24 protein-coding genes are annotated in these 24886 nt (G+C 62.2%); 9 read left to right on the forward strand and 15 right to left on the reverse strand.

Going from position 1 to position 24886, the window contains the following annotated elements; all coding sequences use genetic code 11:
- Nucleotides 1–146: 146 nt before the first annotated feature.
- The 7 genes from B5T_RS09235 to B5T_RS09265 form a co-directional block, all read right to left on the reverse strand.
- The gene (locus B5T_RS09235) at nt 147–1112 is read right to left on the reverse strand and encodes an alpha/beta hydrolase (protein WP_148279247.1); all 966 of its coding nucleotides are present in this window, start codon (nt 1110–1112) and stop codon (nt 147–149) included.
- Complete coding sequence (locus tag B5T_RS09240; protein ID WP_014994228.1) at nt 1106–1489, reverse strand: hotdog family protein; 384 nt, start codon at nt 1487–1489, stop codon at nt 1106–1108. The genes B5T_RS09235 and B5T_RS09240 overlap by 7 nt, the downstream gene beginning before the upstream one ends.
- Nucleotides 1486–1872 (reverse strand): MaoC/PaaZ C-terminal domain-containing protein, encoded by a 387-nt coding sequence (locus tag B5T_RS09245; RefSeq protein WP_014994229.1) that lies wholly within the window; start codon nt 1870–1872, stop codon nt 1486–1488. Before B5T_RS09245 ends, B5T_RS09240 begins: the two co-directional genes overlap by 4 nt.
- The gene (locus B5T_RS09250) at nt 1859–3376 is read right to left on the reverse strand and encodes an acyl-CoA synthetase (RefSeq protein WP_014994230.1); all 1518 of its coding nucleotides are present in this window, start codon (nt 3374–3376) and stop codon (nt 1859–1861) included. Before B5T_RS09250 ends, B5T_RS09245 begins: the two co-directional genes overlap by 14 nt.
- 75 nt (nt 3377–3451) lie before the next feature.
- A complete protein-coding gene (locus B5T_RS09255; protein ID WP_014994231.1) occupies nt 3452–5923 on the reverse strand; it encodes an NHL repeat-containing protein in 2472 nt (823 codons plus the stop codon).
- Nucleotides 5924–6035: 112 nt separating this feature from the next.
- On the reverse strand, nt 6036–6794 hold the full coding sequence (locus tag B5T_RS09260) for an enoyl-CoA hydratase/isomerase family protein (RefSeq protein WP_014994232.1): 759 nt from the start codon (nt 6792–6794) through the stop codon (nt 6036–6038).
- Complete coding sequence (locus tag B5T_RS09265) at nt 6791–7417, reverse strand: TetR/AcrR family transcriptional regulator (RefSeq protein WP_041716966.1); 627 nt, start codon at nt 7415–7417, stop codon at nt 6791–6793. The genes B5T_RS09260 and B5T_RS09265 overlap by 4 nt, the downstream gene beginning before the upstream one ends.
- 387 nt (nt 7418–7804) lie before the next feature.
- Here B5T_RS09265 and B5T_RS09270 point away from each other — a divergent pair, with 387 nt between their 5' ends.
- From B5T_RS09270 to B5T_RS09295, 6 genes are all read left to right on the forward strand, one after another.
- A complete protein-coding gene (locus tag B5T_RS09270) occupies nt 7805–9031 on the forward strand; it encodes a substrate-binding domain-containing protein (protein ID WP_014994234.1) in 1227 nt (408 codons plus the stop codon).
- Between the two features lie 90 nt (nt 9032–9121).
- Nucleotides 9122–9901 carry an ABC transporter ATP-binding protein gene (locus tag B5T_RS09275; RefSeq protein ID WP_014994235.1) on the forward strand — a complete coding sequence of 260 codons (780 nt, stop codon included), beginning with the start codon at nt 9122–9124 and terminating at the stop codon, nt 9899–9901.
- Nucleotides 9898–10623 carry an ABC transporter ATP-binding protein gene (locus B5T_RS09280; protein WP_014994236.1) on the forward strand — a complete coding sequence of 242 codons (726 nt, stop codon included), beginning with the start codon at nt 9898–9900 and terminating at the stop codon, nt 10621–10623. The genes B5T_RS09275 and B5T_RS09280 overlap by 4 nt, the downstream gene beginning before the upstream one ends.
- A gap of 12 nt (nt 10624–10635) precedes the next feature.
- Nucleotides 10636–11697 (forward strand): branched-chain amino acid ABC transporter permease, encoded by a 1062-nt coding sequence (locus B5T_RS09285; RefSeq protein ID WP_014994237.1) that lies wholly within the window; start codon nt 10636–10638, stop codon nt 11695–11697.
- 10 nt (nt 11698–11707) lie between these two features.
- Nucleotides 11708–12946 (forward strand): branched-chain amino acid ABC transporter permease, encoded by a 1239-nt coding sequence (locus tag B5T_RS09290; protein ID WP_014994238.1) that lies wholly within the window; start codon nt 11708–11710, stop codon nt 12944–12946.
- A gap of 32 nt (nt 12947–12978) precedes the next feature.
- A complete protein-coding gene (locus B5T_RS09295; RefSeq protein ID WP_014994239.1) occupies nt 12979–13773 on the forward strand; it encodes a 3-hydroxybutyrate dehydrogenase in 795 nt (264 codons plus the stop codon).
- Nucleotides 13774–14139: 366 nt separating this feature from the next.
- On the opposite strand, the gene minE is transcribed toward B5T_RS09295, so the two are convergent.
- The 5 genes from minE to B5T_RS09320 all read right to left on the reverse strand — a co-directional run bounded on the left by minE (nt 14140) and on the right by B5T_RS09320 (nt 17200).
- On the reverse strand, nt 14140–14400 hold the full coding sequence (gene minE / locus B5T_RS09300) for a cell division topological specificity factor MinE (protein ID WP_014994240.1): 261 nt from the start codon (nt 14398–14400) through the stop codon (nt 14140–14142).
- 3 nt (nt 14401–14403) lie between these two features.
- Nucleotides 14404–15216 carry a septum site-determining protein MinD gene (gene minD / locus B5T_RS09305; RefSeq protein ID WP_014994241.1) on the reverse strand — a complete coding sequence of 271 codons (813 nt, stop codon included), beginning with the start codon at nt 15214–15216 and terminating at the stop codon, nt 14404–14406.
- Between the two features lie 70 nt (nt 15217–15286).
- Complete coding sequence (minC, locus tag B5T_RS09310) at nt 15287–16015, reverse strand: septum site-determining protein MinC (protein WP_014994242.1); 729 nt, start codon at nt 16013–16015, stop codon at nt 15287–15289.
- A 647-nt stretch (nt 16016–16662) separates the two neighbouring features.
- A complete protein-coding gene (locus tag B5T_RS09315) occupies nt 16663–16962 on the reverse strand; it encodes a type II toxin-antitoxin system RelE family toxin (protein WP_014994243.1) in 300 nt (99 codons plus the stop codon).
- Entirely contained in the window at nt 16952–17200 is a 249-nt protein-coding gene (locus tag B5T_RS09320; RefSeq protein ID WP_041716967.1) for a type II toxin-antitoxin system Phd/YefM family antitoxin, read from the reverse strand. Before B5T_RS09320 ends, B5T_RS09315 begins: the two co-directional genes overlap by 11 nt.
- A gap of 234 nt (nt 17201–17434) precedes the next feature.
- Between B5T_RS09320 and B5T_RS09325 the strand changes: the two genes are divergently transcribed.
- Nucleotides 17435–17779, forward strand: coding sequence for a GFA family protein (locus B5T_RS09325; RefSeq protein ID WP_041717466.1), 345 nt, complete (start codon nt 17435–17437; stop codon nt 17777–17779).
- Between the two features lie 91 nt (nt 17780–17870).
- Here B5T_RS09325 and B5T_RS09330 read toward each other — a convergent pair whose 3' ends face one another.
- From B5T_RS09330 to B5T_RS09340, 3 genes are all read right to left on the reverse strand, one after another.
- Nucleotides 17871–19130, reverse strand: a complete 1260-nt coding sequence (locus B5T_RS09330; RefSeq protein ID WP_014994245.1) for a type II toxin-antitoxin system HipA family toxin — start codon at nt 19128–19130, stop codon at nt 17871–17873.
- Nucleotides 19131–19133: 3 nt separating this feature from the next.
- Nucleotides 19134–19439 carry a helix-turn-helix domain-containing protein gene (locus tag B5T_RS09335; protein ID WP_014994246.1) on the reverse strand — a complete coding sequence of 102 codons (306 nt, stop codon included), beginning with the start codon at nt 19437–19439 and terminating at the stop codon, nt 19134–19136.
- Nucleotides 19440–19600: 161 nt separating this feature from the next.
- Nucleotides 19601–22060, reverse strand: a complete 2460-nt coding sequence (locus B5T_RS09340) for an acyl-CoA dehydrogenase (RefSeq protein ID WP_014994247.1) — start codon at nt 22058–22060, stop codon at nt 19601–19603.
- 258 nt (nt 22061–22318) lie between these two features.
- Here B5T_RS09340 and B5T_RS09345 point away from each other — a divergent pair, with 258 nt between their 5' ends.
- Together B5T_RS09345 and B5T_RS09350 are read left to right on the forward strand one after the other, a co-directional pair.
- Nucleotides 22319–23188 (forward strand): tetratricopeptide repeat protein, encoded by an 870-nt coding sequence (locus tag B5T_RS09345; protein WP_014994248.1) that lies wholly within the window; start codon nt 22319–22321, stop codon nt 23186–23188.
- A 348-nt stretch (nt 23189–23536) separates the two neighbouring features.
- Nucleotides 23537–24856: an ammonium transporter gene (locus B5T_RS09350; protein WP_014994249.1), complete on the forward strand. Its 1320-nt coding sequence runs from the start codon at nt 23537–23539 to the stop codon at nt 24854–24856.
- Nucleotides 24857–24886 lie beyond the last annotated feature (30 nt).

The raw sequence follows: 24886 nt of genomic DNA on the forward strand, positions 1-24886 counted from the left end.
GGTTCTCACTACCATAGATCGGCGTGGCAAACGGTCAATATGCATACCGGCCGGAACGGTCATGTTTTCACAAGTTTTACCAATGACATAACGCAGGCACGCAACGCGCTGGCACGCTGATTCGCCCTTGGCTCACGAGCCGCGATTCAAGTTCGGGGCATCCGGCCCAGGAATTCACCGATACACCGGTAAGTTTCCTCGCACGCTTCCGGCACCAGATCCTCCAGATTCAGATAAGCGTGAATCATGTCCGGGAAATGCACATGCTGATGAGGGATGCCGGCTTCACTGATTCGGTCGAGGTAGCGCAGGCCCTCGTCGCGCAGTGGGCACAGGCCGGCGGTGATCACCAGGGTCTCCGGCATGCCCGTGCCCATGGGCATGTACAGCGGAGAATGGGCGCGCCGGTCCTCGCCGTGCTGGAAGTAATGGTCCAGGTACCACTCGATGCGGGGTGTTTCCAACAAATAGCCGTGGCTGTTTTCCTGCACTGACGGCTGTTCCAGGGTGTAATCCAGGCTCGGGTAGATCAGAATCTGGCGTTGCGGGCGATGTGCCTCATCGTCCTGCAGCAGGGCGGAAAGCGTGGCGGCCAAAGCGCCGCCGCCGGAGTCCCCGACCAGCGTCAGTGACCGTTGCACCGGATAGCCTTCCCGGGACAGCAGCGGATAGAGCCCGCGTGTCACCGCCAGGCAGTCCTCCAGACCCGCCGGGTAGGGGTGCTCCGGTGTCAGCCGGTATTCCACCGACAGCAGCAGGTGACCGCTGGCCTCGGCCAGTTTGCGGCAGATCGGGTCGTACACCTGGACACTGCCGGCCATGTGGCCGCCGCCGTGAAAAAACAAACACACCGGCTTGCGCTGGCCCGGTGCCGGATCGTAGGCGCGCACCGCGATGGCGTGTCCGTCCGCATCCATCACCAGATCGCGCACTCCGGCGATGTCGGGAATGCGGGTGACCAGGGTTTCGGTCATCCCCGCCAGGCTGTCGCGCACCATGGCGGGGGTGGCTTCGATGCCTTTGCGGCGTTGTTCCTCGATCAGATGGTTGAGCCGGGTGAGCCAGGGCAACAGACCGGGGTGAAGGGTCTTGCTCAGCATTCCTGTCAACATTGAAACAGCACCAGGGCTTCGCCGGAACAGATCATCCGGCCATTGGCGCCGGTGCATTCGGTGGCCAGATTCACCAGCGCCTTGTCGGCGCGCAGGCGGGTCACGGTGACTTTGGCGGTGAGCGCTTCGCCCACGTCGGCGTCCTGTTCGAAGTGCAGGCTCTGTTTGAGATAGTTGGTGCCGTGGCCGGGTAACTCCTCGCCAAGCAGATAGGAAAACAGGCCGGCGATAAGCGGTTCCGGCACGGTGGCGCATTGGGCCTCGGGGAAGTTGACCAGCGCGCACCACTGGCTCAGGTCCCCAGCGCTGAAATGACGGGAGACGGTGGCCTGGTCGCCGACCTTCAGGGCGTGAAAACGGGGCAGGGTCTCGCTCACGGGGTGTTCTCCTCGGCGATGTGAATACGGGCGCGGCCTTCCAGGCAGACGCCGCCGTCGGCCTTGACCACGCGGGTAGTGAATAGATCGTCCTGTTGCCGCGCTTCGACGATCACCGTCAATGCCTCGCCGGCGTAGGCGGGGGCGGGGAACATCAGTTCCTGCATGGACAGGGTGGCACCGGGCCAGGACCGGGCGATCAGCGCGCGCAGATGGGAAAACAACAGCATGCCGTGGGAAACGGTGGCGCCGAAGCGAGTCACCGAGGCGTACTGGGGATCCACATGGATGGGGTTGTGATCGCCGCTGATCTCGGCGAAATCATCAAAGTCCTGTTGGGACAAGGTCACGGCCTGCTCCAGCCGTGCTTTATTCAGCGCCATTGCGCAGCTCCTGTTTGGTGACTTTGCCCAGGGCGTTACGGGGCAGTGCCGGCAGGCACTGGAAAACCTTGGGAACCTTGTAGCCGGCCAGCCGTTCACGGCAGTGGGCGCGCAAGGCGTCCTCGTCGACGTGGCTGTCCGGGCGCAGTACGTAGCAGGCCTTGCCCACTTCGCCCCAGCGCTCGTCAGCGATGCCCACCACCGCCACTTCGGCGATGGCCGGATGTTGTTCAAGTGCTTTTTCCACTTCGGCGGGATAGACGTTTTCGCCGCCGGAGATGTACATGTCCTTCCAGCGATCGACGATGTAATAAAAGCCGTCGTTGTCGCGCCGGGCGACGTCGCCGCTGTGCAGCCAGCCGTCGGCTTCGATGGCCTCGGCGGTGGCGTCGGGACGGTTCCAGTAACCCGGCGTAATGTTGGGGCCACGGATCAGCAGCTCGCCGGCTTCGCCGTCGGGCACGTCACGGCCATCCCGGTCGACGATGCGGACTTCGGTAAGCAATTGCGGACGGCCCACGGAGCCGATTTTTTCAATCACTTTGTCTTCATCGAGCAAAAACACCGTGGGGCCGGTTTCGGTCATGCCCATGCCGGTGCGCACATGAATGCCGTGCTCCACATAGCTCTGTGCCACGGGCAGGGACAGCGGGGCGCCGCCGCAACCCCAGGAACGTACTCGGCGCAGCCGTTCGCCGCTGAAGCCCGGTTGCTCCAGCAGCGCCTGGTACACCGCCGGCACGCCGAAGAAAATGGTCGCCCGCTGTTCCAATATTTCGAGTGCCTGCTGCGGCTCGAAGTTACGCGCCACCAGCACGGCGCCGCCAACAAAAAACACCGCGCTGGAATAGAGATTGATGCCGGCGGTGTGGAACAGCGGCAGCACGTTGAGCAGCACGTCCTCGCCGGTGAGGTTCACCGCCAGACCGATGTTCAGGTAGTTGGCCAGCATCATGCGAAACGTCTGCACCACGCCCTTGGGCCGGCCGGTGGTGCCGGAGGTGTAGAGCAGGTACCAGGGCGTGTCCGGACTCTTTTCCGGGTGCGCGCTGAGATCCGGGGTCACCTGTTGAAGATCCTGGTGATAGTGACGCTCCGAGCCGACCGGCTGATCCAGCGCCACCAGCGTCAGGTCGGTGAAGGCGCTCCCCAGGGCGCGGGCCGCATCGGCCAGTTCGTCACCGAAGATCAAGGCCCCGGGCTGGCAATCGGCCATCAGGACTTCCAGCTCCGGCACCGCCAGACGCCAATTCAGCGGCACCAGAATCAGGCCGGCCTTGGCGCAGCCGTACAGCATGGCGAAGAATTCCGAGCGGCTGTGACCGAGCCAGGCGAGCCGGTCGCCTTCCCGCAACCCCCATTGCTGACGGGCCGCCGCCGCCAGCCGCGCCGCCCGTTCGTTGAGCTGCGCGTAGTTGTAGCGTTCGCCGTCGTGCAGATCTTCCAGTGCCAGCCGGTCCGGGGTTACCCGGGCGCGTTGGGCCAGCAGGTCGAACATTTCCATCGATGCCTCCGGTTTCTTGTTCCATGGGCACGGGACCCGGACGTTCGCGATCAGGGTCCCGTTCCCACGCCTTTGTTACGGGTTCAGTTCCGACCAGCTGAAGCGGGTGATGCGGTTGCTGATCAGTGAGAACACGAATACCGAGCCGTCACCCACGGCCACCTGTTCGGCGTCGAACAGGCCGCCCGGGCGGCTGCCCAGAGACCGGTCCAGCCAATGGCCCAGATAGTTCGGGCGGATCACGCCGTTGCTGTCCGGGGTGCTGTCGTCCGGGTTGGCCCAGGCCCGCGCCACCATGTTGAAGCCATCGGCCACCAGCAGGCTGTCCTGTTGCGCGTCGTAGGCCAGGCCGGCGGGCAGGAACAGCCGGTCCGCTTCCAGGTCTTCCGGATGGTCATAGGTGCCGCCGCCGACGCCCACTTGCCCGAGCAGGCCGCCGTTGGCCGGGGACAGAGCCTGGATGCGCTGGTTGCGCCGGTCGGTGACGTAGATGCGGTCGGACAAGGCCAGCACGCCGCCGATCTGATCGAAGGTGCCGGGCGCGCCCTGGTCGAAGAACGCCGGGCCGAGACTCCAGTTGTCGCCCAGGTCACTGCCTTTGCTGCTGTCGACGCCGCCGGCGTACCAGATCCGGTTCAGCGTGCTGCTGCCGCTGTCGTAATCGAACCGCCAGGCGTAGTTGGCGAAGCTGGTGATGTACAGCTCGTGCTGATCGCCGCTGCCGCGGACCGAGATCGATACCGGGTAATTGATGTTGCTGGAGGTCAGGGCGATGCGCGGTGCCGACAGGCCGCCGGTGCGGTAGCTCAGATTGAACAGCTCTTCCAGGTTGCCGTCGGCGTCGTAAATGCGAACGCTGGCGTCACCGGTGTAGGGCCAGGGCAGGGTGGCGTCGGCGCCCACCAGAACCGCCACCATTTCGCCGTGGTTGCTGTCGTTGAAGGTGGCGATGCCGGTGACCCCGTAGCTGATGTTGGTGCCGGGGAAACGGCCCAGGAAGTTGCCGCTGCCGTCGTACATGTTGATGCGGGTGTTGGGGGTATCGCTCACCAGCAAGCGGTTCTTGCTGCCAAGCCAGGCCATGCCGCTGGCGGAGTGCAGTTGTCCGGCGAGCGTACGCGGGTGCCCCCAGAATTCGTGGTTGCTCTCACCGCCGACGCCGGCGGAAACGGAGCAGCGCAGCAGGGTGGTACCGCCGGAGTTGGTCCAGCATTTCTTGATGCGGTTGTTGCCGCTGTCGCTGACCAGATGTACGCGGGCGTTACTGAAGAAGTAACCCCAGGACCAGATATCCTCGCGGTAGAAATTACCGTTGGCATCGATCACTGGCACCAGATCGTTGGGCAATTGGAAAGCGGCATCTTCATTGGCGGCGGTGGTGGGGGCGCGCATTTCCACCTGATGAATGCCCAGATGGCCGTAGACCCAGGTGGCCTGAGCGTCGGCGCTGCCGCTGCTACGATATTTCACTGGATTGGTGTCGGTGGTGGCGGCCAGGTTGGGGAAGCGCAGGATGCGGCCGTTGTAGGTGTCCGCCACGTACAGGTTGCCCTGCAGATCGGTGCGCACACCGCGAGGCCGCTTCAGATGATCGGCGTTGCCGTCGTCATCGCGGATGCGCCCGAGCATGTCGTCCAGGGTCAACTGGCCGGTGGCGGTATCGACGCGGAAAATCTTGATGCGGTTGTTGCCGTTGTCGGCCACGTAGAGATAGGTGGCGCCATTATCCGGCGACTGGTAGTAGGTCATGCCCTGGGGAATGCGGAAGCCGTCGCGTTTTTCCGGTTCACCGGCGTAGTCGTCGTAGTAGGTGGAATCGGTGCCGTAGTTTTTATCGACACCGCGCAGGATCGGCCCGGCACCGACGTACTGGCCGCTGCCGTCCTGCCAGCCCACTGTCTGGATCAGGTTGACCTGATAGTTGTTGTCCGGATCGATGCTGAACGCCTTGATGCGATGGTTGAATTCATCGGAGATGTAGATGAACCCCTGCGGGGTGATCGTCATGTTACGCGGCAAATACAGATCGGCGCCGCCACCGTGACCGGGCTGGCCGATAGAGGTGACGTATTCGAAATTGTCGGCGCTGCCGGCGACGGTGCGGAAAAAATGCACCTGCTGACGGCCTACATCATTGACGTAAAGGCCGGCTAGGCGATCGTCATCCGCTTCGCTTTTCGACAGAAAAGCGATGCCCAGCGGTGCGCGGATATCCGGAACGGCGCTGGCCGGGCTGTCCGCCGCCAGGGTCTGGTCGGCGTCGTCCAGGGTGCCGATGGCGGCGCCGTTGAGATTGAGCACGCGGATTGTGTAGTCGCCCATGTCCGCCACGTAAACGCGGGTCTGGGTGGCACCTAGCGCAACGGTGTCGCGGTCGTAAGTAACGGTGGTGGGGGTATTGAACTGATAGCGTTGGTGCGCCGGCTCGCTGCTCAGTTCCGCCGAACGGTCTTCATCGGCGAAGGTCTGGAAGGCGCTGGCCGACAGCGGCAGGGCGCTGATCAGCGCGGCCTGGCCGAGTCGGTATAGCAGGGTGTTTCTGGTCATTGTGGTTCTCCCGATTGTTGTTGTTATGCCCTGATAGAGCCTGTGAACAGGCTCGCTCACTCACTCGCTCGCTCTTACTGCTAGGGCGGTTCTGCTTTTTGCTGTTTCCGTATCAGCGGGCGAGGAAGGCGGCCATGCCGCTGTCCGCTTCGTCGCTGTCGATCTGTTCCAGAAAATGCTGGCGCTCGTCATCGAGGGCGGCGCGCACCCGGTGTGGATCCGGCCGCGTCAGTGCCAGGGTGTGACGGACACTGGACGGCTGCGCCCGGCACAACTGCTGTGCCAGCGCGAGTGCCTGATTGTGTTCCTCGCCCTCGTTCACCAGGTGCTGCACCAGCCCGATACGATGCGCCTCTTCGGCGCTTACCTGTCGGTTGAGCAACTGGATGTCGAGGGCGCGGGCGCGGCCGATCCGTTCCGGCATCAGCGCGGTCCAGCCGCCGTCGGGGCTGTAGCCCACCACGGTGTACCAGGGCGCGAAGTTGGCGCGTGGCCCGGCCACGGCGATATCGCAGCCCAGTACCAGGCCGAGGGAGCCGCCGGTCACGGTGCCGTGCACCGCCACCACCGTGGGGCAGGGCAGCGTCAGCAAGGCCAGGATGACGTCGTTGAGACGGCCCACCACGTGGTGGGCGTAGTCGCGGCGCAGCTCTCGCGGCGTGTGATAGAAGCCGGCCACGTCACCGCCGGTGGAAAAGGAACGGCCATTGGCGTCGAGCAGCAGTGCTCTGGGGGCTTCGCCATGGGCGCGGGCCAGAGCATCGGCGAGGGCATCCAGCAATTCCGGCACCAGGGCGTTATGCCGCTCCGGGCGGTTGAGGGTGAGCCGTGCCAGGCCGTCCTGGTTCTGATAAAGCACCAGCTCGCTCATGCTTTCTCCTTGCCGTCCAGGGCCAGCCCGTTGCGGAACAGATCCGATATGGTGGCGACGATCTCGTCGAAGGAGCGGTCCCGGTCCCAAAGGGCGAAACGCAGGCCGAGAAAGTTGGACAGGCCCATCAAGGCCCAGACCCGGATCTCATCGTTGCCGGGCCGCACTTCGCCCTTGCGGGTAGCGTCGGCCAGCATGCGCATGTAGCCCCGGCCGAACGCTTCGTAATATTCGCGGAAGATCGCTTCATCGACGAATTGCGCTTCCTGCAGCACCCGATACAGCGAGGGGTTGGCGCTGACGTATTCGAGGAAGGCGCGCAGACCCAGCTCCTCTGCCTGCAGCCGGTCGCGGGCGCTGATCACACTGGCGGCCAGATGGGCCCGCACTTTATGTCCCATGTCGCGTACCAGTTCACGCAGGATTTCCTCCTTGCCGGAGAAATAGCAGTACAGCGTGCCCTGGGCGACGCCGGCGGCGCGGGTGATGTCGCTGATGCCGGCGCGGTGATAGCCAAGAGAGCCAAAGGTGTCCTCGGCGGCTTTCAGAATCCGGGCGCGGGTGCGGGCACCACGGGCGGTTTTCGGGGCGCTGGGGGCGATGTCCTTGGCGGCGGAACTCATGGGCAAATCCTGTTTTGTTATTTGAAAACTGAATCGGTAGTCAGAAAAATTACGACCGAAGCCGTGCAGTGTCAAGTTGAACCGTGCTTGAAAGGATTGCCTGGTGATCGCTGTTAGTGGCTGTTTTATAGGGTTTTATAGGCCATTTTGGGAGGCTGGGAATAGCTCGGTAGACGAAATAATAAAATTTGTCTCCATTACGGTGCTTGAAGAAACCTGATTCAGTTGTCATATTATGAGCCAATGCAGTTCGCCCTGTTTGATAAGGCGAGGTGCCGCGCCGTCCGGCCGTGCCGGGACGGTTCTCGACCCAATGACAACAACCGAACAACAAGCCCACTCATCGCGCTGCCGTGCAGACGATGAAGATAGAAAGGGAGAGATAACATGAAGCAGCGTCTGCTCGCCGTAACGGCGTTCACCCTGGGTACCCTGTCGTTTTCCGCTGTCGCGCAAGCCGGTGACAGTGTCCGCATCGCCCATGTCACCGGATTCTCCGGTCCGCTTTCCGCCTACGCCAAGCAGTTGAGCGATGGCATGAGCATGGGCTTCGAATACGCCACCGACGGCACCATGGAAGTGGCCGGCCGCAAGATCGAGATCATCGATAAAGACACCCAGAACGACCCCGCCCGGGCCCGCTCCCTGGTGGAGGAAGCCTATGCCGAGGACGATGCCAGCATCGTGGTGGGGCCGGTGGCCTCCGGCGTGGCTCTGGCCACCTTGCCGATCGCCGAGGAATACGAGCGCATCATCATGCCGGAGGGCGTGGCCGACGCCATCACCGGTGAACAATGGAACCGCTACGTATTCCGGGTCGGCCGTAACTCTTCCCAGGATGCGGTCTCCAACGCGGTGGCGCTGGGCCAGCCCGGTGTCTGCGTGGCCACCATCGCCCAGGACTACGCTTTTGGCCGCGATGGCGTGGCCGCCTATAAAGAGGCGATGACCTCCAGCGGCGGCAAGGTGGTTCACGAGGAATACCTGCCCACCGACGCCACCGACTTCACCGCCGCCGCCCAGCGTCTGTTCGGCGCTCTGAAGGACCGCGACGGTTGTGACAAGGGCAAATACATCTTCGCCATCTGGGCCGGCAGCGCCAATCCGCTCAGCCGGATCCAGGATCTGCACCCGGAACGTCATGGCATCAAGCTCGCCACCGGCGGCAATATCCTGCCCGCGCTGGCCAGCTACTCCGCCTTCCCCGGCATGGAAGGGGCCGGCTTCTATTACTTTGAATCGCCGAAGAACGAGATCAACGACTGGTTCGTGAAGGAACACTTCAAGCGTTTCGACGCGGCACCGGATTTCTTCACCGCCCAGGGCTTCGCCCAGGCCATGGCGATCACCGCCGCGCTGCGCAAGACCGAAGGGTCCAGCGACAGCGAGGACCTGATCGAGGCGATGGAAGGGCTCAGCTTCGACACGCCCAAGGGCAAGATGACCTTCCGCGCGGAAGACCATCAGGCGATGCAGGCCATGTACCACTTCCGTATCGAATCGCAAGAGCGTGATGACTGGTTCGCGGATCGCACCGTCACCGCCGGTGTGCCGGTGCTGGTACGGGAAATTCCCATGGACGAAATGAAGATTCCGCTGCGCAATCAGCGCTGATCACCGCGGGACGGCGTGCCATGGCACGCCGTCCGGGTCGTTCACGGAGCCTCGTCTCCACGGTTTGAGTTTGTCTACGGGGAAGTTGTCATGGCGTCACCAACCGCCGTTCTCGAAACCCGCGACCTGACCATCCAGTTCGGTGGTCACGTGGCGGTGAATCGGGTGTCCTGCGCCTTTCAGGCGGGCACCCTGACCGCCATCGTTGGTCCCAACGGGGCGGGTAAAACCACCTGGTTCAATCTGATCTCAGGGCAACTGCGGGCCAGCGCCGGCAGTGTCCATCTGTTTGGCGAAGACATCACCGGTCTGGGCGTGGCCGCCCGGGCGGACAAGGGGCTGGGGCGCGCGTTTCAGCTCACCAATCTGTTTCCCGATCTCAGCGCCCTGGAAAACGTGCGCCTGGCGGTGGCCTCGCGTCACCGTATCGGCCATGTGTTCTGGCAGATGGCGTCGAAGCGCCGTGATATCACCGACCGCGCCGCCGAGTATCTGCGGCAGGTCAACATGCATCACCGCGCCGATGACGTGGTGGCCAACTTATCCCACGGTGATCAGCGCAAGCTGGAAGTAGCCCTGATGCTGGCGCTGGAGCCCACCGTGTTCATGTTCGACGAACCCACCGCCGGCATGAGTGTGGATGAAGTGCCGGTGATCCTGGATCTGATCGCCCAGATCAAACAGCGCGAGGACAAAGTGGTGCTGCTGGTGGAACACAAAATGGATGTGGTGCGCTCCCTGGCGGATCGCATCGTGGTGTTGCACAACGGCGAGCTGGTGGCGGACGGCGAGCCCACCGAGGTGATCGCCTCGCCGATCGTGCAGGAAGCCTATCTGGGCGTGGCGGCGGAAGCGGAGGAGGGCGCATGAGCGAGCCGATTCTGTCTCTGCGGGAGGTCTACGCGGACATCGACCAATACCACATTCTACACGGCGTCGATCTGGACGTGCCGGCCGGGGAACTAACGGTACTGCTGGGACGTAACGGTGCCGGCAAAAGCACCACGCTGCGTACCATCATGGGCCTGACCACCCTGACCAGAGGGCAGGTGCGTTTCCAGGGGCGTGACATTGGCGGCACGGCGACGCCGGCCATCGCCCGTGGCGGCATTGCCTTCGTGCCGGAGAACATGGGTATCTTCGGCCAGCTCACGGTGCGGGAAAACATGGTCCTGGCGGCGGTCAGCGGTGCCATGGACGAGCCGCGCCTGGACTGGATTTTCGAAGTGTTTCCGCCACTGAAAAAATTCTGGAACCGCGCCGCCGGCAATCTTTCCGGCGGGCAGAAGCAGATGCTGGCGATTGCCCGGGCGGTAATCGAACCGCGTGAGTTGTTGCTGGTGGACGAGCCCACCAAAGGGCTGGCGCCGGCCATCATCAATGATCTGGCCGATGCTTTCGAACAGCTCAAACAGCAGCAGGTATCGATCCTGCTGGTGGAACAGAACTTCAATTTTTCCCGGCGCCTTGGCCAGTCCGTGGCGGTGATGAGCGACGGACATATCGTGCACCGGGGCACCATGGCGGAACTCGCCGAGGACGAAGACCTGCAGCATGAACTGCTGGGCCTTGGCCTGGGCGCGCACCAATAAGGAGAACAGAGCATGTCCGCTCCTCAAGATATTTTTGACGCCGACACCGGCAACAGGTCGTGGTGGGAGAGGCTGCGCGGGTTCCAGCAGGACAAGCCGCATCTGTTTCTGCTGCTGATCATGGTGGTGATCCCGCTGTTCCTGATGAACCCGTCCACCTGGGCGGTGCTCACCCTGAGCGGCCTGGCCATGGGCGCCATGCTGTTTCTGATGGCTTCCGGCATGACCCTGACCTTCGGGCTGATGAACGTGCTGAACCTGGCCCACGGTTCCTTTATTTCCCTCGGCGCTTTCGCCGGCGCCACCGTGCTCACCATGTGGTTGAACGACTACACCAGCGGTTCGCTGTGGGTCAATCTGCTGGCGGTGATCCCGGCGCTGCTGTTCGCGCTGGTGGTGGCGGGGCTGCTCGGCGTGTTGTTCGAGCGGCTGGTGATCCGTCCGGTTTATGGCGATCACCTCAAGCAGATTCTGGTGACCGTGGGCGGCTCCATCATCGTCATGGAGTTGCTGCAGGTGATCTGGGGTTCCAACGAGATTCCGGTGCCGCGACCGGAAGCGCTGCGCGGCGCGTTGTTGATCAGCGATGCGATTCCCATCATCGGCGGCATCGCCCTGGAAAAATACCGCCTGCTGGCGGTGGTGCTGGGGCTGGCGGTGTACGCCTTGATGCTGTGGGTAATCGACCGTACTCGCCTGGGCATTCTGATCCGCGCCGGGGTGGAAAACCGGGAGATGGTGGAAGTGCACGGCTACCGTATCCGCCTGCTGTTCCTGGCGGTGTTCGTGGCCGGCTCGGCACTGGCCGGCATCGGTGGCGCCATGTGGGCCATGTACCGGGAGATCATCACCGCGCACATGGGCGAGGAACTGATGATCTCGGTGATCGTGGTGATCATCCTTGGTGGTCTCGGTTCAGTGCGCGGCTGTTTTTACGGCGCCATGCTGGTGGGCCTGATCAATCTCTATGTGGGCTTTCTGGAACCGCGTCTGGCGGCGGTGGCCACCGTCGGGCTGATGGTGGCGGTGCTGATGTGGCGGCCCCAGGGCCTGATTCCGGTCATCAAGGTGTGAGGAGAGAGACATGCTGAAGACCTTGCTTTCCGGAGATTATCCGCGCAGCCGTCCGCTCACCGTGCTGCTGCTGTTGATGTTCCTGTGTCTGGCGCTGGGGCCGTTCCTGTTCCCCGGCACCCGGGCGTTTTCCACCCTGGGCATGATCTGCGTGTTCGTGATCGTGGTGGCGTCCTACGATCTGATGCTGGGGTACACCCACATCGTGTCCTTTGCCCATACCATGTTTTTCGGTATTGGCGCCTACGGCGTGGCGATGACCATGGACGCCATGGGCAAAGGCTTCGCGCCGATCTTCATCGGCCTGGGCGCCTCTCTGCTGGTCAGCTTGCTGTTGGCGTTGTTACTGGGATTGTTGTCATTGCGGGTGAAGGCGATCTTCTTCGCGCTGGTGACGCTGGCGGTGGCGTTCGCGTTCCTCAGCCTGGTGACGCAGCTTTATCACATCACCGGCGGAGAGGATGGTCTGCGAGTGCGGGTGCCGCGTGAACTGGGGCCAGCCTTCAAACCTTTTGATGGCGAACTGCGCGGCTTCAGTATCACCACCTTCCTGGGCGGCCTGTTCACCGATCCGGGAAATCTCGGTGAGGTATGGCGTGAGTCGCTGTTCAAGGCGCGTCTCACCGGCCGGGATCTGATGTACTACATTACTTTCTTCATCACCGTTGGTGTGTTCCTGTTCCTGTTGCGTCTGGTCAACTCACCGTTCGGGCGTGTGCTGCAGGCGATTCGGGAGAACGAATTCCGTGCCCAGGCGCTCGGTTACCGGACCGTGTTCTACCGCACCGCGGTGGTGATCATCTCCGCTTTGCTGGCGACGCTGGCCGGGGTGCTGTTCGCGCTGATCAACCGCTATGTGAATCCGGAGAACACGCTGAATTTCGAGCTGATGGTGTTCATTCTGTTGATGTGTGTGATCGGTGGCATGGGCACACTGTATGGCGCGGTGGTGGGTGCGGTATTGTTCCTGTTGGCGCAGAATTATCTGCAGGATGTGCTCAAGTGGCTGGGCGGCGGCCTGGAGCCGGGCACGCTGCTGGCGGAGCTGGTGGGGCCGGAACGCTGGTTGCTGTGGTTCGGTTTGCTGTTCGTGCTCAGCGTGTACTTTTTCCCCGCCGGCATCGTCGGTCAGTTACGGTTGTGGGCCCGGCGGTCGTCATCGCGGAAACAGGGCAACGGTGATGACGCCACGGCGACCGGCGAGCAGGAAAGCGGCAACAAGGGCAAGGACGGCCCGGTGGTGTCATGAACCGGGAAGCAGTAGGACGGGAGAGTAGTGGAATGGGAGAGCAAGCGGGACGTCTGCACGGCAAGGTGGCGTTGATCACCGGCGCCGCTCGCGGCATTGGCCGGGGCATCGCCGAGTGCTATGCCCGGGAAGGGGCGCGGGTGGCGGTGGCCGACCTGGACAGTGACAGTGCCGGGGAAACGGCGGCGGCGATTCGGGCCACCGGCGGCGAGGCCATGGCGGTGACCATGGATGTTACCGACGAAGCGGCGGTCAGCGACGGCGTCAGCGCCGTGGTGACCGCCTGGGGCGGTCTGGACGTGGCGTTCGCCAATGCCGGCATTCAACACATCGACCCGCTGGATCAGTTGTCCTTCGCCAATTGGCGCAAGGTCATGGCGGTGCATCTGGATGGCGCTTTTCTGCTTACCCGGGAGGCGCTGCGGGCCATGTATGCCAGCGGTGGCGGCACCATGCTGTACATGGGGTCGGTGCATTCACTGGAAGCCTCACCGCTGAAAGCGCCCTATGTGGCCGCCAAGCACGCCCTGCTTGGCCTGTGCCGTTCGGTGGCGAAGGAGGGTGCCGCCCACGGTGTGCGCAGCAACATCATCTGTCCCGGCTTCGTGCGCACCCCACTGGTGGATAAACAGATCCCGGAGCAGGCAAAAGAGCTCGGCATCTCCGAGGATGAAGTGATCCGCAACGTCATGCTCAAGAACACCGTGGACGGCGAATTCACCACCGTGGAGGATGTGGCGGAACTGGCCCTGCACCTGGCGGCCTTCCCCTCGGCGGCGCTCACCGGCCAGTCCGTGGTGGTCAGCCATGGGTGGCATATGGGATAGGAAGGGAGTTGACAGTTGATAGTGGACAGTTGACAGCGAAAAGAAAAAGACATTGCGTTTTCGCAAGATGTATTTGCGTATACGCATCCCGTTGCTCATAGTTGGACCTAATCGTTTATACACAAGGAGGCCGCGCCCAAGCCTTGGACGCGGCCTCCTTGTTTTTCAGATTAATCTATCGTGTTCCGCGAGCTGTCAACTGTCCACTATCAACTGTCAACTGCTTTGACGGGAGCCCGGTTCCATCCGTGGAACCTGGAGATCGATCAGGCCTTCAAGGGGTCACAGAAGGGAATCTGAAGGGGGCTCGCCGAACCGCAAAGATACTGTACGAAAGGACAGTGTGTCAAGGTTCGGCGATGGCGATCAATCGTCCTCGCCTTCCGGCAGGGTGATGTTCAGTTCCAGAACCTCACAGCCGGACTCCCGGTCCACTTGCACATTCACCGCCTCCGGGCTCACCGGCACGTATTTGCGCACCACGGCCAGCAGCTCTTCCTGCAGTTGGGGCAGGTAATCGGGACCGCCGCGTCCGCTGCGTTCGCGGGCAACGATGATTTGCAGCCGCTCCTTGGCGGTGGAGGCGGTGTTCTGCTTCTTAGGCAGCAAGTAACTGAAGATGCCCATGATTTAGCCTCCGAACAGTCGTCCAAACAATCCTTTTTTGGCGGCGGTGAGGAAGCGGTGGGGGCGTTCCTCGCCAATGAACCGCGCCACGGCGTCGGCGTAAGCCAGACCAGCATCGGATTCCAGATCCAGGATTACCGGCGCGCCGGAGTTACTGGCGTTGAGCACGGCCTGGGATTCGGGAATCACACCGAGCAGGTCCACGGCGAGAATTTCCTGCACGTCCTCCACGGACAGCATTTCTCCGCGCTCCACGCGTTCCGGAGAGTAGCGGGTCAGCAGCAGCCGGGCGGGAATGTCGCCTTCGCCCAGTTCGGCCTTGCGGGTCTTGCTGGAGAGAATCCCCAGGATGCGGTCGGAGTCGCGCACACTGGACACTTCGGGGTTGGTCACCACGATCGCTTCGTCGGCGAAATAAGCGGCCATCAGCGCGCCCTTCTCGATCCCCGCCGGGCTGTCGCAGATCACGTATTCCATTTCCATGTCACGTAGGCCGTTGAGCACTTTCTCCACGCCTTCCTGGCTCAGGGCGTCCTTGTCGCGGGTCTGGGAGGCGGGCAGGATGAACAGATTCTCCACCCGTTTGTCCTTGATCAGACCCTGCTTGAGGTTGGCGTCACCGTTGATCACGTTGACCAGGTCGTAAACCACGCGGCGCTCGCAACCCATGATCAGGTCCAGATTCCGCAGCCCCACATCAAAATCGATTACCGTGGTTTTATGGCCACGCATGGCGAGACCGGTTGCCAGGGCGGCGCTGGTGGTGGTCTTGCCCACTCCTCCCTTGCCGGATGTCACGACCACGATTTTTGTCACGATCTCTTCTCCTCGAAGTCCTTGCAGACGTAGGTGCGAGCCGCTGCCGGACACCGGCAACGACGGGTTCTCAACTTTTGCCCATCAGATCGGCGAAGCTCATGGCGTCGCCGTCCAGGCTCATTTGCACGGGTTTGCGTCGATAGGCGTCCGGCAGATCCTCGGCGACCCGATAATGGCCGGCGATGGACACCAGTTCCGCATCCAGATCCTGACAGAAGATCCGCGCCGCCTCATTGCCTCGTACGCCGGCCAGAGCCCGTCCGCGCAGCGTGTTGTAAATATGGATATTGCCTTCGGCCACCAACTCGGCGCCGGTGCTCACTGGCGCCAGCACGATCAGATCGCCGCGGGCATAGACCTGCTGTCCGGAACGCACGGGCTGCTCCACTACCAGGGTGTCCTCGGCGGGAGCCGGGGAGGCCTTGGTATTGCCGGCGCGCGCCGGCGGCTCACTGCGGGCCACATCGCGGCCGTTGGCCAGATTGATGCTGCCCAGGCCGAGCATGGCGGCTACCTGGTCGTCCAGTTCCGGGTGGCGGGCCAGGGCGACCAGATTGACGCCCAGCCCGCGCAGGGTGTCCACGGCGGTCAGCAGCTCCACCTGGGAGGCCTCTTCCGGATGGGCCACATCCACCACCACCGGCGCGTCCAGCAGCCACTGGGCGGCGTCTTCCAGCCGTTGGGAGATTTGCTGATGCAGACTACGGGAGTCCAGGTCCTTGAGATAGAGGACCGTCGCCATCAGCATGCGGCCCTTGAACTCGAAACTTGCCTTTTCCTCGATGGAAACTGTCATTGACTGGGTCTTTTTACCTGCTTATTGGGTCGAAGGCGGCCGCCGGGAAGCGGCACAGGCCCCAGGCGGCCGGCGGGTGAGCCGACCATTGGGGGCACTCGACATATCCGGCAAAGCGTAGACGAAACCGACAAGCGGCGAAAGACGCGCGACCCACGGTCATTGTTAAATTTGCCAATGTTGGGACCCGTCGATCAAAAAATCGCCGGGAGAGATTTTTGACGTCGCACTCGCGACGGCCCGGAGGGCGGCGGCCATGGACGGCAAGCCGCAAAAAATCGCCGGGAGCGATTTTTGACGTCGCGCACCTGCGCGGTGGCCCAGGCAGGGCCGAATTCAGGCTGGTGGCAGGGCGAGGTGCCTCTTGCCAGGGGAGGAGAGCCGGCGGTCTGCGTTCCAGGACACGGGAAAAGCACGGTCCTGGAACGCTGATCGCCGGCTCTCCACGAACTCCGCGGACTCTCGCTCCGAATCTACCCCGGCTACGAAGCCGCTGTGGGAAGCGGCCTTGGCAGCGAATCGACGCCTAGGTCTGCGTGCAAATTGGGGGAGAATCCGTTTTGCATACCGTTCGCGGCCAAGGCCGCTTCCCACAGTGGCTTCGTGTTCCCATTGTAGGAGCGGCTCACGAGCCGCTGTTGGCAGCGCTACCGCTTGTCAGCCTCTTGGCGCGAAAGTGCGACGTCGTAAACTTCGTTTCGATTTCGCTTACCCACGGCGAGGACAATGACCGTGACGGTGGAGTCGGATACGGAATAAACCAGTCGGTAACCAAGCTGCCGTAGCTTTATTTTATATAAGTTGGAGCCACCGCTGACCGCAGCGGAAGGGAGATGGGGAGTCTCCAATCTTTCCGCCAGCTTTTTCTTGAACAGGTCGCGGACTGAGGGGCCGAGTTTCCTCCATTCTTTCAACGCACTTTTCTTGAAAGCCAGCTTATAGGTCATCCAGGCTTACCCGAACGCTATCTTCCTTGATGCGACGTTTGGCGAGCTCAAGAAGCTCCTTGTCCTCGATGAGGTCCATCATGGCCTCATAGGCTTTAGCAGGAATGCAATAGAAGGCGGGCTCGTTCCTGTTGAGAACGGCAATCGGCATACCCTCGCCGCTGGCGACGACTTTCATGGGATTTGCTTTTAGCTCCGAGATACTGGCGGCAATCTCTGTAAGTATTTGATGTGTCATGAAGTTACCTGCATTTGGTGGTTGCTCAAGACCTAATAATGGGTCTTTAAACAGGTCTTGTAAAGGCCGTAACAATTACAGGCACCTGAACCCCCTTGACGACTCCCGCTTTGAATCAACCCCAGGCTACGCAGCCGCTTCCCACAGCCGCTTCGATTGTCCGTGTTTGGAGAGGACGATAAGCTCAAGATTGGAATTCAACAGCGCAGCCACTGCCAAGGTTATCTCCGGATCATGAATACGTATCAGGGAAGCTGTCATTGCCAATCAGTGGTATTCGAGGTCAGGTGTAGCCTCGATATGGCCTATATGTGTGACTGCTCCATCTGCGCAAGGAAAGGGGCGAGAATGGTCTACGCAGAGCAAGCCGATTTTAAGCTGTTAAAGGGAGAGCACAGTCTGGGTTGCTATCAGTTCAACACTAAAGTGGCCGAGCATTATTTCTGCAGGACGTGTGGTATCTATACACACCACAAGCCCCGCTCTTTACCCGGCAAGTACGGTATAAACGCCGGGTGTTTACAGGGTATTGATCCATTCAATCTGGAGATCACGAAGGTGAATGGCGGTTCCAGATAGCCATTGCCGACAGTGTTCGTCTGTTTTAGCTATACCATTTGTGTATCTGGGGAGGGCTGCTGGCGAAAAACAAAAACAGCCATGGAATCCCTCAGACAATACGGAAATCATCGTTGAGATTCCGCCAATGCGTACGCAGGAGTTGCTTGTGTTCCGGTGCCATCGGCAATTCGTCCAGCAGGGCCGGCCAGTGTTCCCGTGCGCGGTCCCGGGCGTCCAGTAGATGCACGCGAACCGCCGGCCAGGGCACGCCCACTCGTTCCGCCCACAGCTGGAAATGCGCCAGGGTCAAGGCATACCAGTTTCTCTCCCGGCCCATATTCAGGGCGAGATCCGTCTCGCCTCTTATATAGGGTAGCGTTGTCAGAATGTCGTAGGCTGGCGCCAGTCGTGCCGTCCGCTGGTCGGGGTAGTGGAGCGTCCAGTTTTTAAGATGCGCATCGCCGTTGGCGAGGAGGATATTGGCCAGCAGGCGGCGCGCCATCTGTTGGGTGTCCGGCAGGCCTTCTCCGCCATAGTGGTAGATTGTGGCGGCGATCTGCTCATAGTTTCTCCGACCGTATTTTTCGTGGGCATACAGTTCGAAAACCTGAGCGAAATCCTCACTGTGGATCCGTCCCCGCAGGGAACGGTCAAACCGTTGTATGGCGTAGGCCAGGGATTCATCAGGCAGCGGAATATCAGGTAGTCCGCTTATTTGATCCAATGGCAACAAGGCTATTTGTGGAATGGTCACACCCAGGTGTTCAGCCAGTTTCATGGCGCTGTATTCATTGGCGGGTACCTGTTGGTGCACGGTGGAGGGTGTTTTGATGATCCACTCATCTTGTCCTTGCGTGGAGGCGATGTTCATCCGTCCATCCTGGCGGCTGGCGGAGAACTTCATCTGTACGCCAGCGAGGGAAAACTTCTGTTGAAGCGCCTGGACATTGATTTGAACCGGTTCGGTACGATCCCTCTGGCTAAGAGCCCAACCCGGGATTTCGCCCGCCTGGATCGGTTGTGCCACGAGCGCTCCTGGCAGGTTGGCGCCTGCCGCCGCCAGCAATGGGAATTCGTTATCGGTGTGAACCTTGAGGGCCTGGCTCATCCAGGCCCGCAGAGCGCCTTCGGGCAGCAGATTGGACAGCACCGGAGGCAGCCGTTGTGAGGCCATGCGGGGTTGGAAAGCCAGCTTCGAGATAGTCTGGGACAGCGTGAAGACAGGTGCCGCGGGCATGGCCGCAAAGGCGGGGTCGAACACCAGAATATTCTTGCCGCCGGCATAGTGCGACACGATGCCGACACGCTGGCCATGCAGGGTCAGTGACAGGGCTTCCACGGATTCCCGTTGTTTGGGGGCCGAAGACACCGGCTAGTCCTCCAGATCCTTGAGCATCCTGTCCCAATGGCCTTCATCCGGCTCGGACAAGATGTTCCGCTCCAGTCGTCCGGTGCCGTTCAGCAGAGCGTCGACCTCGGCCACTTGCTCCTCGGGCACCAGACGCAATTGCAGTCCCATGCCTTCCAGGATACGCAGCAGGGTGGAGACGCGAGTATCCCCGCCGGATTCGATGCGTTGATATTGCTGTTGCGACATGCCGATACGCATCAACATGTCCTTTTGGGTCAGCCCCAGGGACTTGCGGCGTTGTTCCAGTATCCGGGTGATCTCCAGCATGACGTACTCCGATTGTCGGAAAACAACATACTGGCTGTTATATCATGGAAAAACATTAAATAAATAGTAAATCAGATTAATAACATCTTATTTGCTGTTTTTGGAGTCGCTGATTGGCAAGACATTGCCGGACGCCGGTCCCCCGGCGCCCGGCCCGCGATTCACACCGGTCGTTCGGTGTGCATTTTCACCTCTTTGAGTTCGAAGTCGAAGGCGTCGGTGAGCAGGCAGTCGTAGCGCAGGGCGTCGTATTCGAGCAACTCGTTCACCTTGTCGCCGGCAATCACGCCCTTGGCCACCGCCACGTGCAGGCGTTCTTCCAGGGTTTCCCCATCCAGTTCGCCTTTGCCGTCGGCCTTGAGGAAGGCCAGGTAAGCGGGTTCCACCTCCAGCAGTTTGCGGTAGGTGTTTTCCACCCGGCCGATGGCGTCCTCCGGGTCATCGCAGCGGTAGGTGTAGCTGGCCAGGGCTTCCCGCACGCTGGTGGGCTCCATGATCTGATCGCCGACGGTGCGGATCAGGTCGTCGCCGGGGCGTTGGGCGCCGGTCGGGCGGCCGAGCGGGAAGAACCAGCCTTTCAACAGGCAGCCGATGCCGAACGTGCCCAGGTTGCGGTAGAACGCCTCCAGTGCTTCGTGGGCCTGGCTCAGGGCGTGATGCAGGGCATAGGTGGCGTGGGCGTCGTTGGCTTCGTCCCGGGGCAGGGTGCCATGGAACTTGAGTACGGCGCAGGCGATCAGCAACTGGCTGTGGACATCGCCGAGCCGGGCGCTGAGCAGTTCGCGACGCTTGAGGTCGCCCCCCAGCAGTGCGAAAGCGGCGTCGGAAGTGCTGGCCAGCACCGCGCTGTAACGGCTGATCAGACGGTACCAGGGGGTGCTGAAGCTGTCCGCGTTGGCGGGGATGTCCGCCAAACGGCCGCCGGTCAGCGCATGGACCAGACCCCGGCACATATTGCCGATGGTGTGGCCGGCGTGCTTGAGGAACAGTGCCTCGAAGGTTTCCAGGCCGCGCTCCTGGTCCTCGTCCTGCAGGGCGTTGAGCTCGTCGTAGAGGAACGGATGGCAGCGCAATGCGCCCTGGCCGAAGATCATCAGCGATCGGGTCAGAATATTGGCGCCTTCCACCGTGATGGCGATGGGGATGGCCTGGTAGGGCAGCGCCATGAAGTTGCGTGGCCCCGCTTGCACCGCGCGGCCGCTGGCGATGTCCATGCCGCGGTTGATCAGGCGCCGCATCATTTCGGTGGAATGGTACTTGGCCATGGCGGTGACCACCGAAATAGTGCCTTCTTCCAGCCCCCGGGTGACCAGATGGCGATAGGCCTCCAGGGTATAGGCGAGGCCGGCCACTTCGGCGGAGGCTTCCTGCACCCCCTCGAACTGGCCCACGGCGGTGTTGAACTGGCGGCGGATACGGCCGAAGGCGCCGGCGGTCTGGTAGCCCATCTCGGCGCTGGCGGTGGCCAGGGCCGGCAGGGAGACGCCGCGTCCGGCGCCCAGGCATTCGATCAGCATGCGCCAGCCTTTGCCGGCCATGTCCGGGCCGCCGATGATGGCGTCCAGGGGCACGAACACGTCGGTGCCGTTGATCGGCCCGTTCATGAACGGCGAGCCGCCAGGGTTATGGCGCCGGCCAATTTCCACGCCCGGGGTGTTCGCGGGGAGCAGGGCACAGGTGATGCCCAGCTCTTCCTCGTCGCCGAGCAGATGATCCGGGTCATACAGTTTGAAGGCGAGCCCCACCACGGTGGCGATGGGGGCCAGGGTGATCCAGCGCTTGGCGAAGCTCAGGCGCATGCCCAGCACTTCCTCGCCATCCACCTCCTGGGTGCAGATCACGCCGCGGTCCGGCAGGTTGCTGGCGTCGGAGCCCACCTCGGGTCCGGTCAGGCCGAAGCAGGGGATTTCCTTGCCGGCGGCCAGGTCCGGCAACCAGCGCTGTTTTTGCTCGTCGGTGCCGTATTTGGCCAGCAGTTCGCCCGGGCCGAGGGAGTTGGGCACCATGGCGGTAACGGCGGCGGTCAGTGAGCGGGTGGCGATCTTGCTCATCATCCGGCTCTGGGCGTAGGGGCTGAAATCCTTGCCACCGTACTCCTTGGGGATGATCAGGCTGAAGAAGCCCTTGTCCTTGAGGAATTGCCAGACCTCCTCGGGCAGGTCGCGCAGCTCATGGTAAATCTGCCATTCATTGAGCATGCCGCAGAGCTGTTCCACCTCGTTGTCGATGAAGGACTGCTCCTCCTCGCTGAGGGTGGTGAAGCGGGTCTTGGAGAAATCATCCCAATCCGGCTTGCCGCTGAACAGCTCGGCTTCGAACCAGGTGGCGCCGGCTTCGATGGCTTCGCGCTCGGTGTCGCCGATCGGCGGCATCACCTTGCCGAGGCTGTTGAACACCGGTTGCACGATCAGCTTACGGCGCAGTCCCGGGTGGTTGAGCACCACCAGGGCCGCCGCCACCAGAATCAGCAGCAGAGGATTCAACAACCAGCCGGCGAACAGCACGCCGCACAACAGATACGCCACCACGAAAGTGATGGAGCCGACGGTCAGCGACAGTTGTAAATAGAAAACGGTGATCAGAGTGGCGGCCAGAATCAGCAAGGCCAGCAGACTCAACATGGTCATCTCCTTTGCCAGCGTGAATGGCACCGGTGGCATCCGGTGTTGTCCCCGTCCGTGTGCGCTCCCCTGCGGCAACACTCGGGGACGACTTGAGTCTACCTTTATACCTGTGTTCGCGGGGTCTTTTAACCGTATTTGACGTCGTCGCGTGACTATCGGATGCACCCCGCGCGGTAGGCCTGGATGTCGTTGGCGCGTGGAATTACGTACAATTGCCGCTCTCCCTGGTTCCGACACCCCGACAGGAGCATTGCGGTGCAAGACAACGCCTCGATCATTGACGTTAACGAACAAAATATTCAGCAGGTGCTGGAAGCCAGCCGGCAGACGCCGGTACTGGTGGATTTCTGGGCGCCCTGGTGCCAGCCCTGTCTGCAGATGGCACCGACCCTGGAAAAACTGGCCGGCGAATATCAGGGCAAACTGATCCTGGCCAAGGTCAATGCCGATGAGCAGCAGAATATCGCCGCGCAGTTCGGTGTACGCAGCCTGCCGTCCCTGAAACTGGTCTATCAGGGCCAGTTGGTGGCGGAATTGGAGGGGGCTCAGAGCGAAGGGGCTCTGCGCCAATGGCTGGCGCCGGTGCTGGATCCGGAAGCCGCCGAGAAAGAACAGGAAGAAGGGTTTCTCGAGCAGGTGCGCATGGCCATCGATGCCGGCCACGGCGATCAGGCCGAACAGGCGCTGCGGCAGACGCTGCAGCAACAGCCCGACAAACACGCTTTCCGCGCGCTGCTGGTGGAATTCCTGCTCGGCGAAGGCCGCCAGGACGAGGCGCAGTCGGTGTTGGCGGAAATCGCCGAGGACGTGGAGGAACTGCGCCCGTTCCGCGCCCGGTTTGCCTTGTTGGACAAGCTGCCGGCCGGCAACGAGAGCCTGAAGACGCTGGCGGAACGCATCAATGCCAGTGGCAAGCCGGAGGATCTGCATGCCTATGGGCTGCGGGCCGCCGCCGCCGGTCAGTTCCGCGAAGGGTTGGAAGCGTTGCTGACCTTGTTGCGGGATCATCGTGACTATGAGGATGGCGTCGCCAGGGCGGCTCTGCTGCAGGTGTTCGACTGCCTGCCCAAGGGCGATCCGCTGGCCAGCGAATACCGTCGCAAGATGTTCACCTACCTGTACTGACGGGCCTTGGAGACCTCATGGTCTCCCTGTAGGCGTCTGCCCCGCCGGTTGCACCGGTACCGGGCAGACAAGGGAGAAGATCCCCACCTTTCCATCCTTCCCGCACTGATTGATAACGCCGTTAGTGCACAAAGATAGTGCCTTCCTCTCTGGTCTGGCACCGATATTGTGCGCAAAAACGGTGCCTTTGCCCTGTGATGCCCGAATTTTGGGCGACGGGTGCCTGGCCCGATTCTTGAATGCCCTTGCCCGGTGCAATTGGAGCGGGCTGCTTCCCGCTGGTGCAACCGGCCGCCCGGCGCGGCGTAGAGACCTTAAACAGGCTCTTGGAACCAGGAACCCAATAATATGCGTATGTCTTTCTTCCCCTTCGTTTCGTCACGGTATTTGCCGGGGCTGGTGGCACTGCTGTTGCCCGGTGTCGCTGCGGCGGACACGCTTAATCAGGCGGACACCGCCTGGATCCTGACCGCCACCGCTTTGGTGTTGTTCATGACCTTGCCGGGGCTGAGCCTGTTCTATGGCGGCCTGGTGCGCGGCCGGAACGTGCTGTCGGTACTGATGCAGTGTTTCGCCATCGCCTGTCTGGTGTCGCTGATCTGGCTGGTGGCCGGCTACTCCCTGGCGTTCACCGATGGTGGCGCCGCCAACGCCTGGATTGGCGGTCTGGATCTGGCGTTCTTCGCCGGCATGACCCGTGACAGCCTGTCCGGATCCCTGCCGTTGAGCCTGCATGCGCTGTTTCAGATGACCTTCGCCATCATCACTCCGGCGCTGATTGTCGGTGCCTTCGCCGAGCGGATGCGCTTTGGTGCCATGATGGCGTTCAGCGGCCTGTGGGTGCTGTTGGTGTACGTGCCGGTGTGCCACTGGGTGTGGGGCGGTGGTTGGCTGGCCGAACTGGGATTGTACGACTTCGCCGGTGGCACCGTGGTGCACATCACCGCCGGGGTGGCGGCGCTGGTGGCGGCCCTGGTGCTGGGCCAACGTAAAGGCTGGCCCGGGCAGGCGATGACGCCGCACAACATGACCATGACGGTGACCGGCGCCGGCATGCTGTGGGTGGGCTGGTTCGGTTTCAACGGCGGTTCCGCCCTGGCCGCCGACGGCAACGCCGCCATGGCCATGCTGGTGACCCATATTTCCGCCGCCGCCGGTTCCCTGGCCTGGGTGACCATGGAGTATCTGAAGTTCGGCAAGCCCTCGGCGCTGGGTATCGCCACCGGCATGGTGGCCGGTCTCGGCACCATCACGCCGGCTTCTGGTTTCGTCGGGCCGGGCGCGGCGCTGGTGATCGGTCTGTGCGCCGGCGTGCTGTGTTTCTACATGGTGCTGGTGGTGAAACAGAAATGGCGGATCGACGATTCCCTGGATGTGTTCCCGGTGCACGGTGTCGGCGGCATACTCGGCACGCTGCTGGCCGGGGTGTTCGCGTCCACGGAGCTGGGCGTGTTCTCCGGTTTCGGTTTCGCCAAGCCGGACTACGGCATGCTGCAGCAAGTGGGCGTGCAGGCATTGGGCGTGGTGGTGACTTTCGTCTACACCGCGGTGGTGACCTGGGGCGTTCTGAAGCTGGTGGGGCTGTTCTCGCCGCTGCGGGTGACGCCGGACGAAGAGGCCCAGGGTCTGGATCTGGCGTTGCACGAGGAACGTGGCTACGACCTGTAAAGGCGCCGAACGCCTGACGCTTTAGAACAC

The sequence above is a fragment of the Alloalcanivorax dieselolei B5 genome, assembly GCF_000300005.1.
Taxonomy (GTDB): Bacteria; Pseudomonadota; Gammaproteobacteria; order Pseudomonadales; family Alcanivoracaceae; genus Alloalcanivorax; species Alloalcanivorax dieselolei.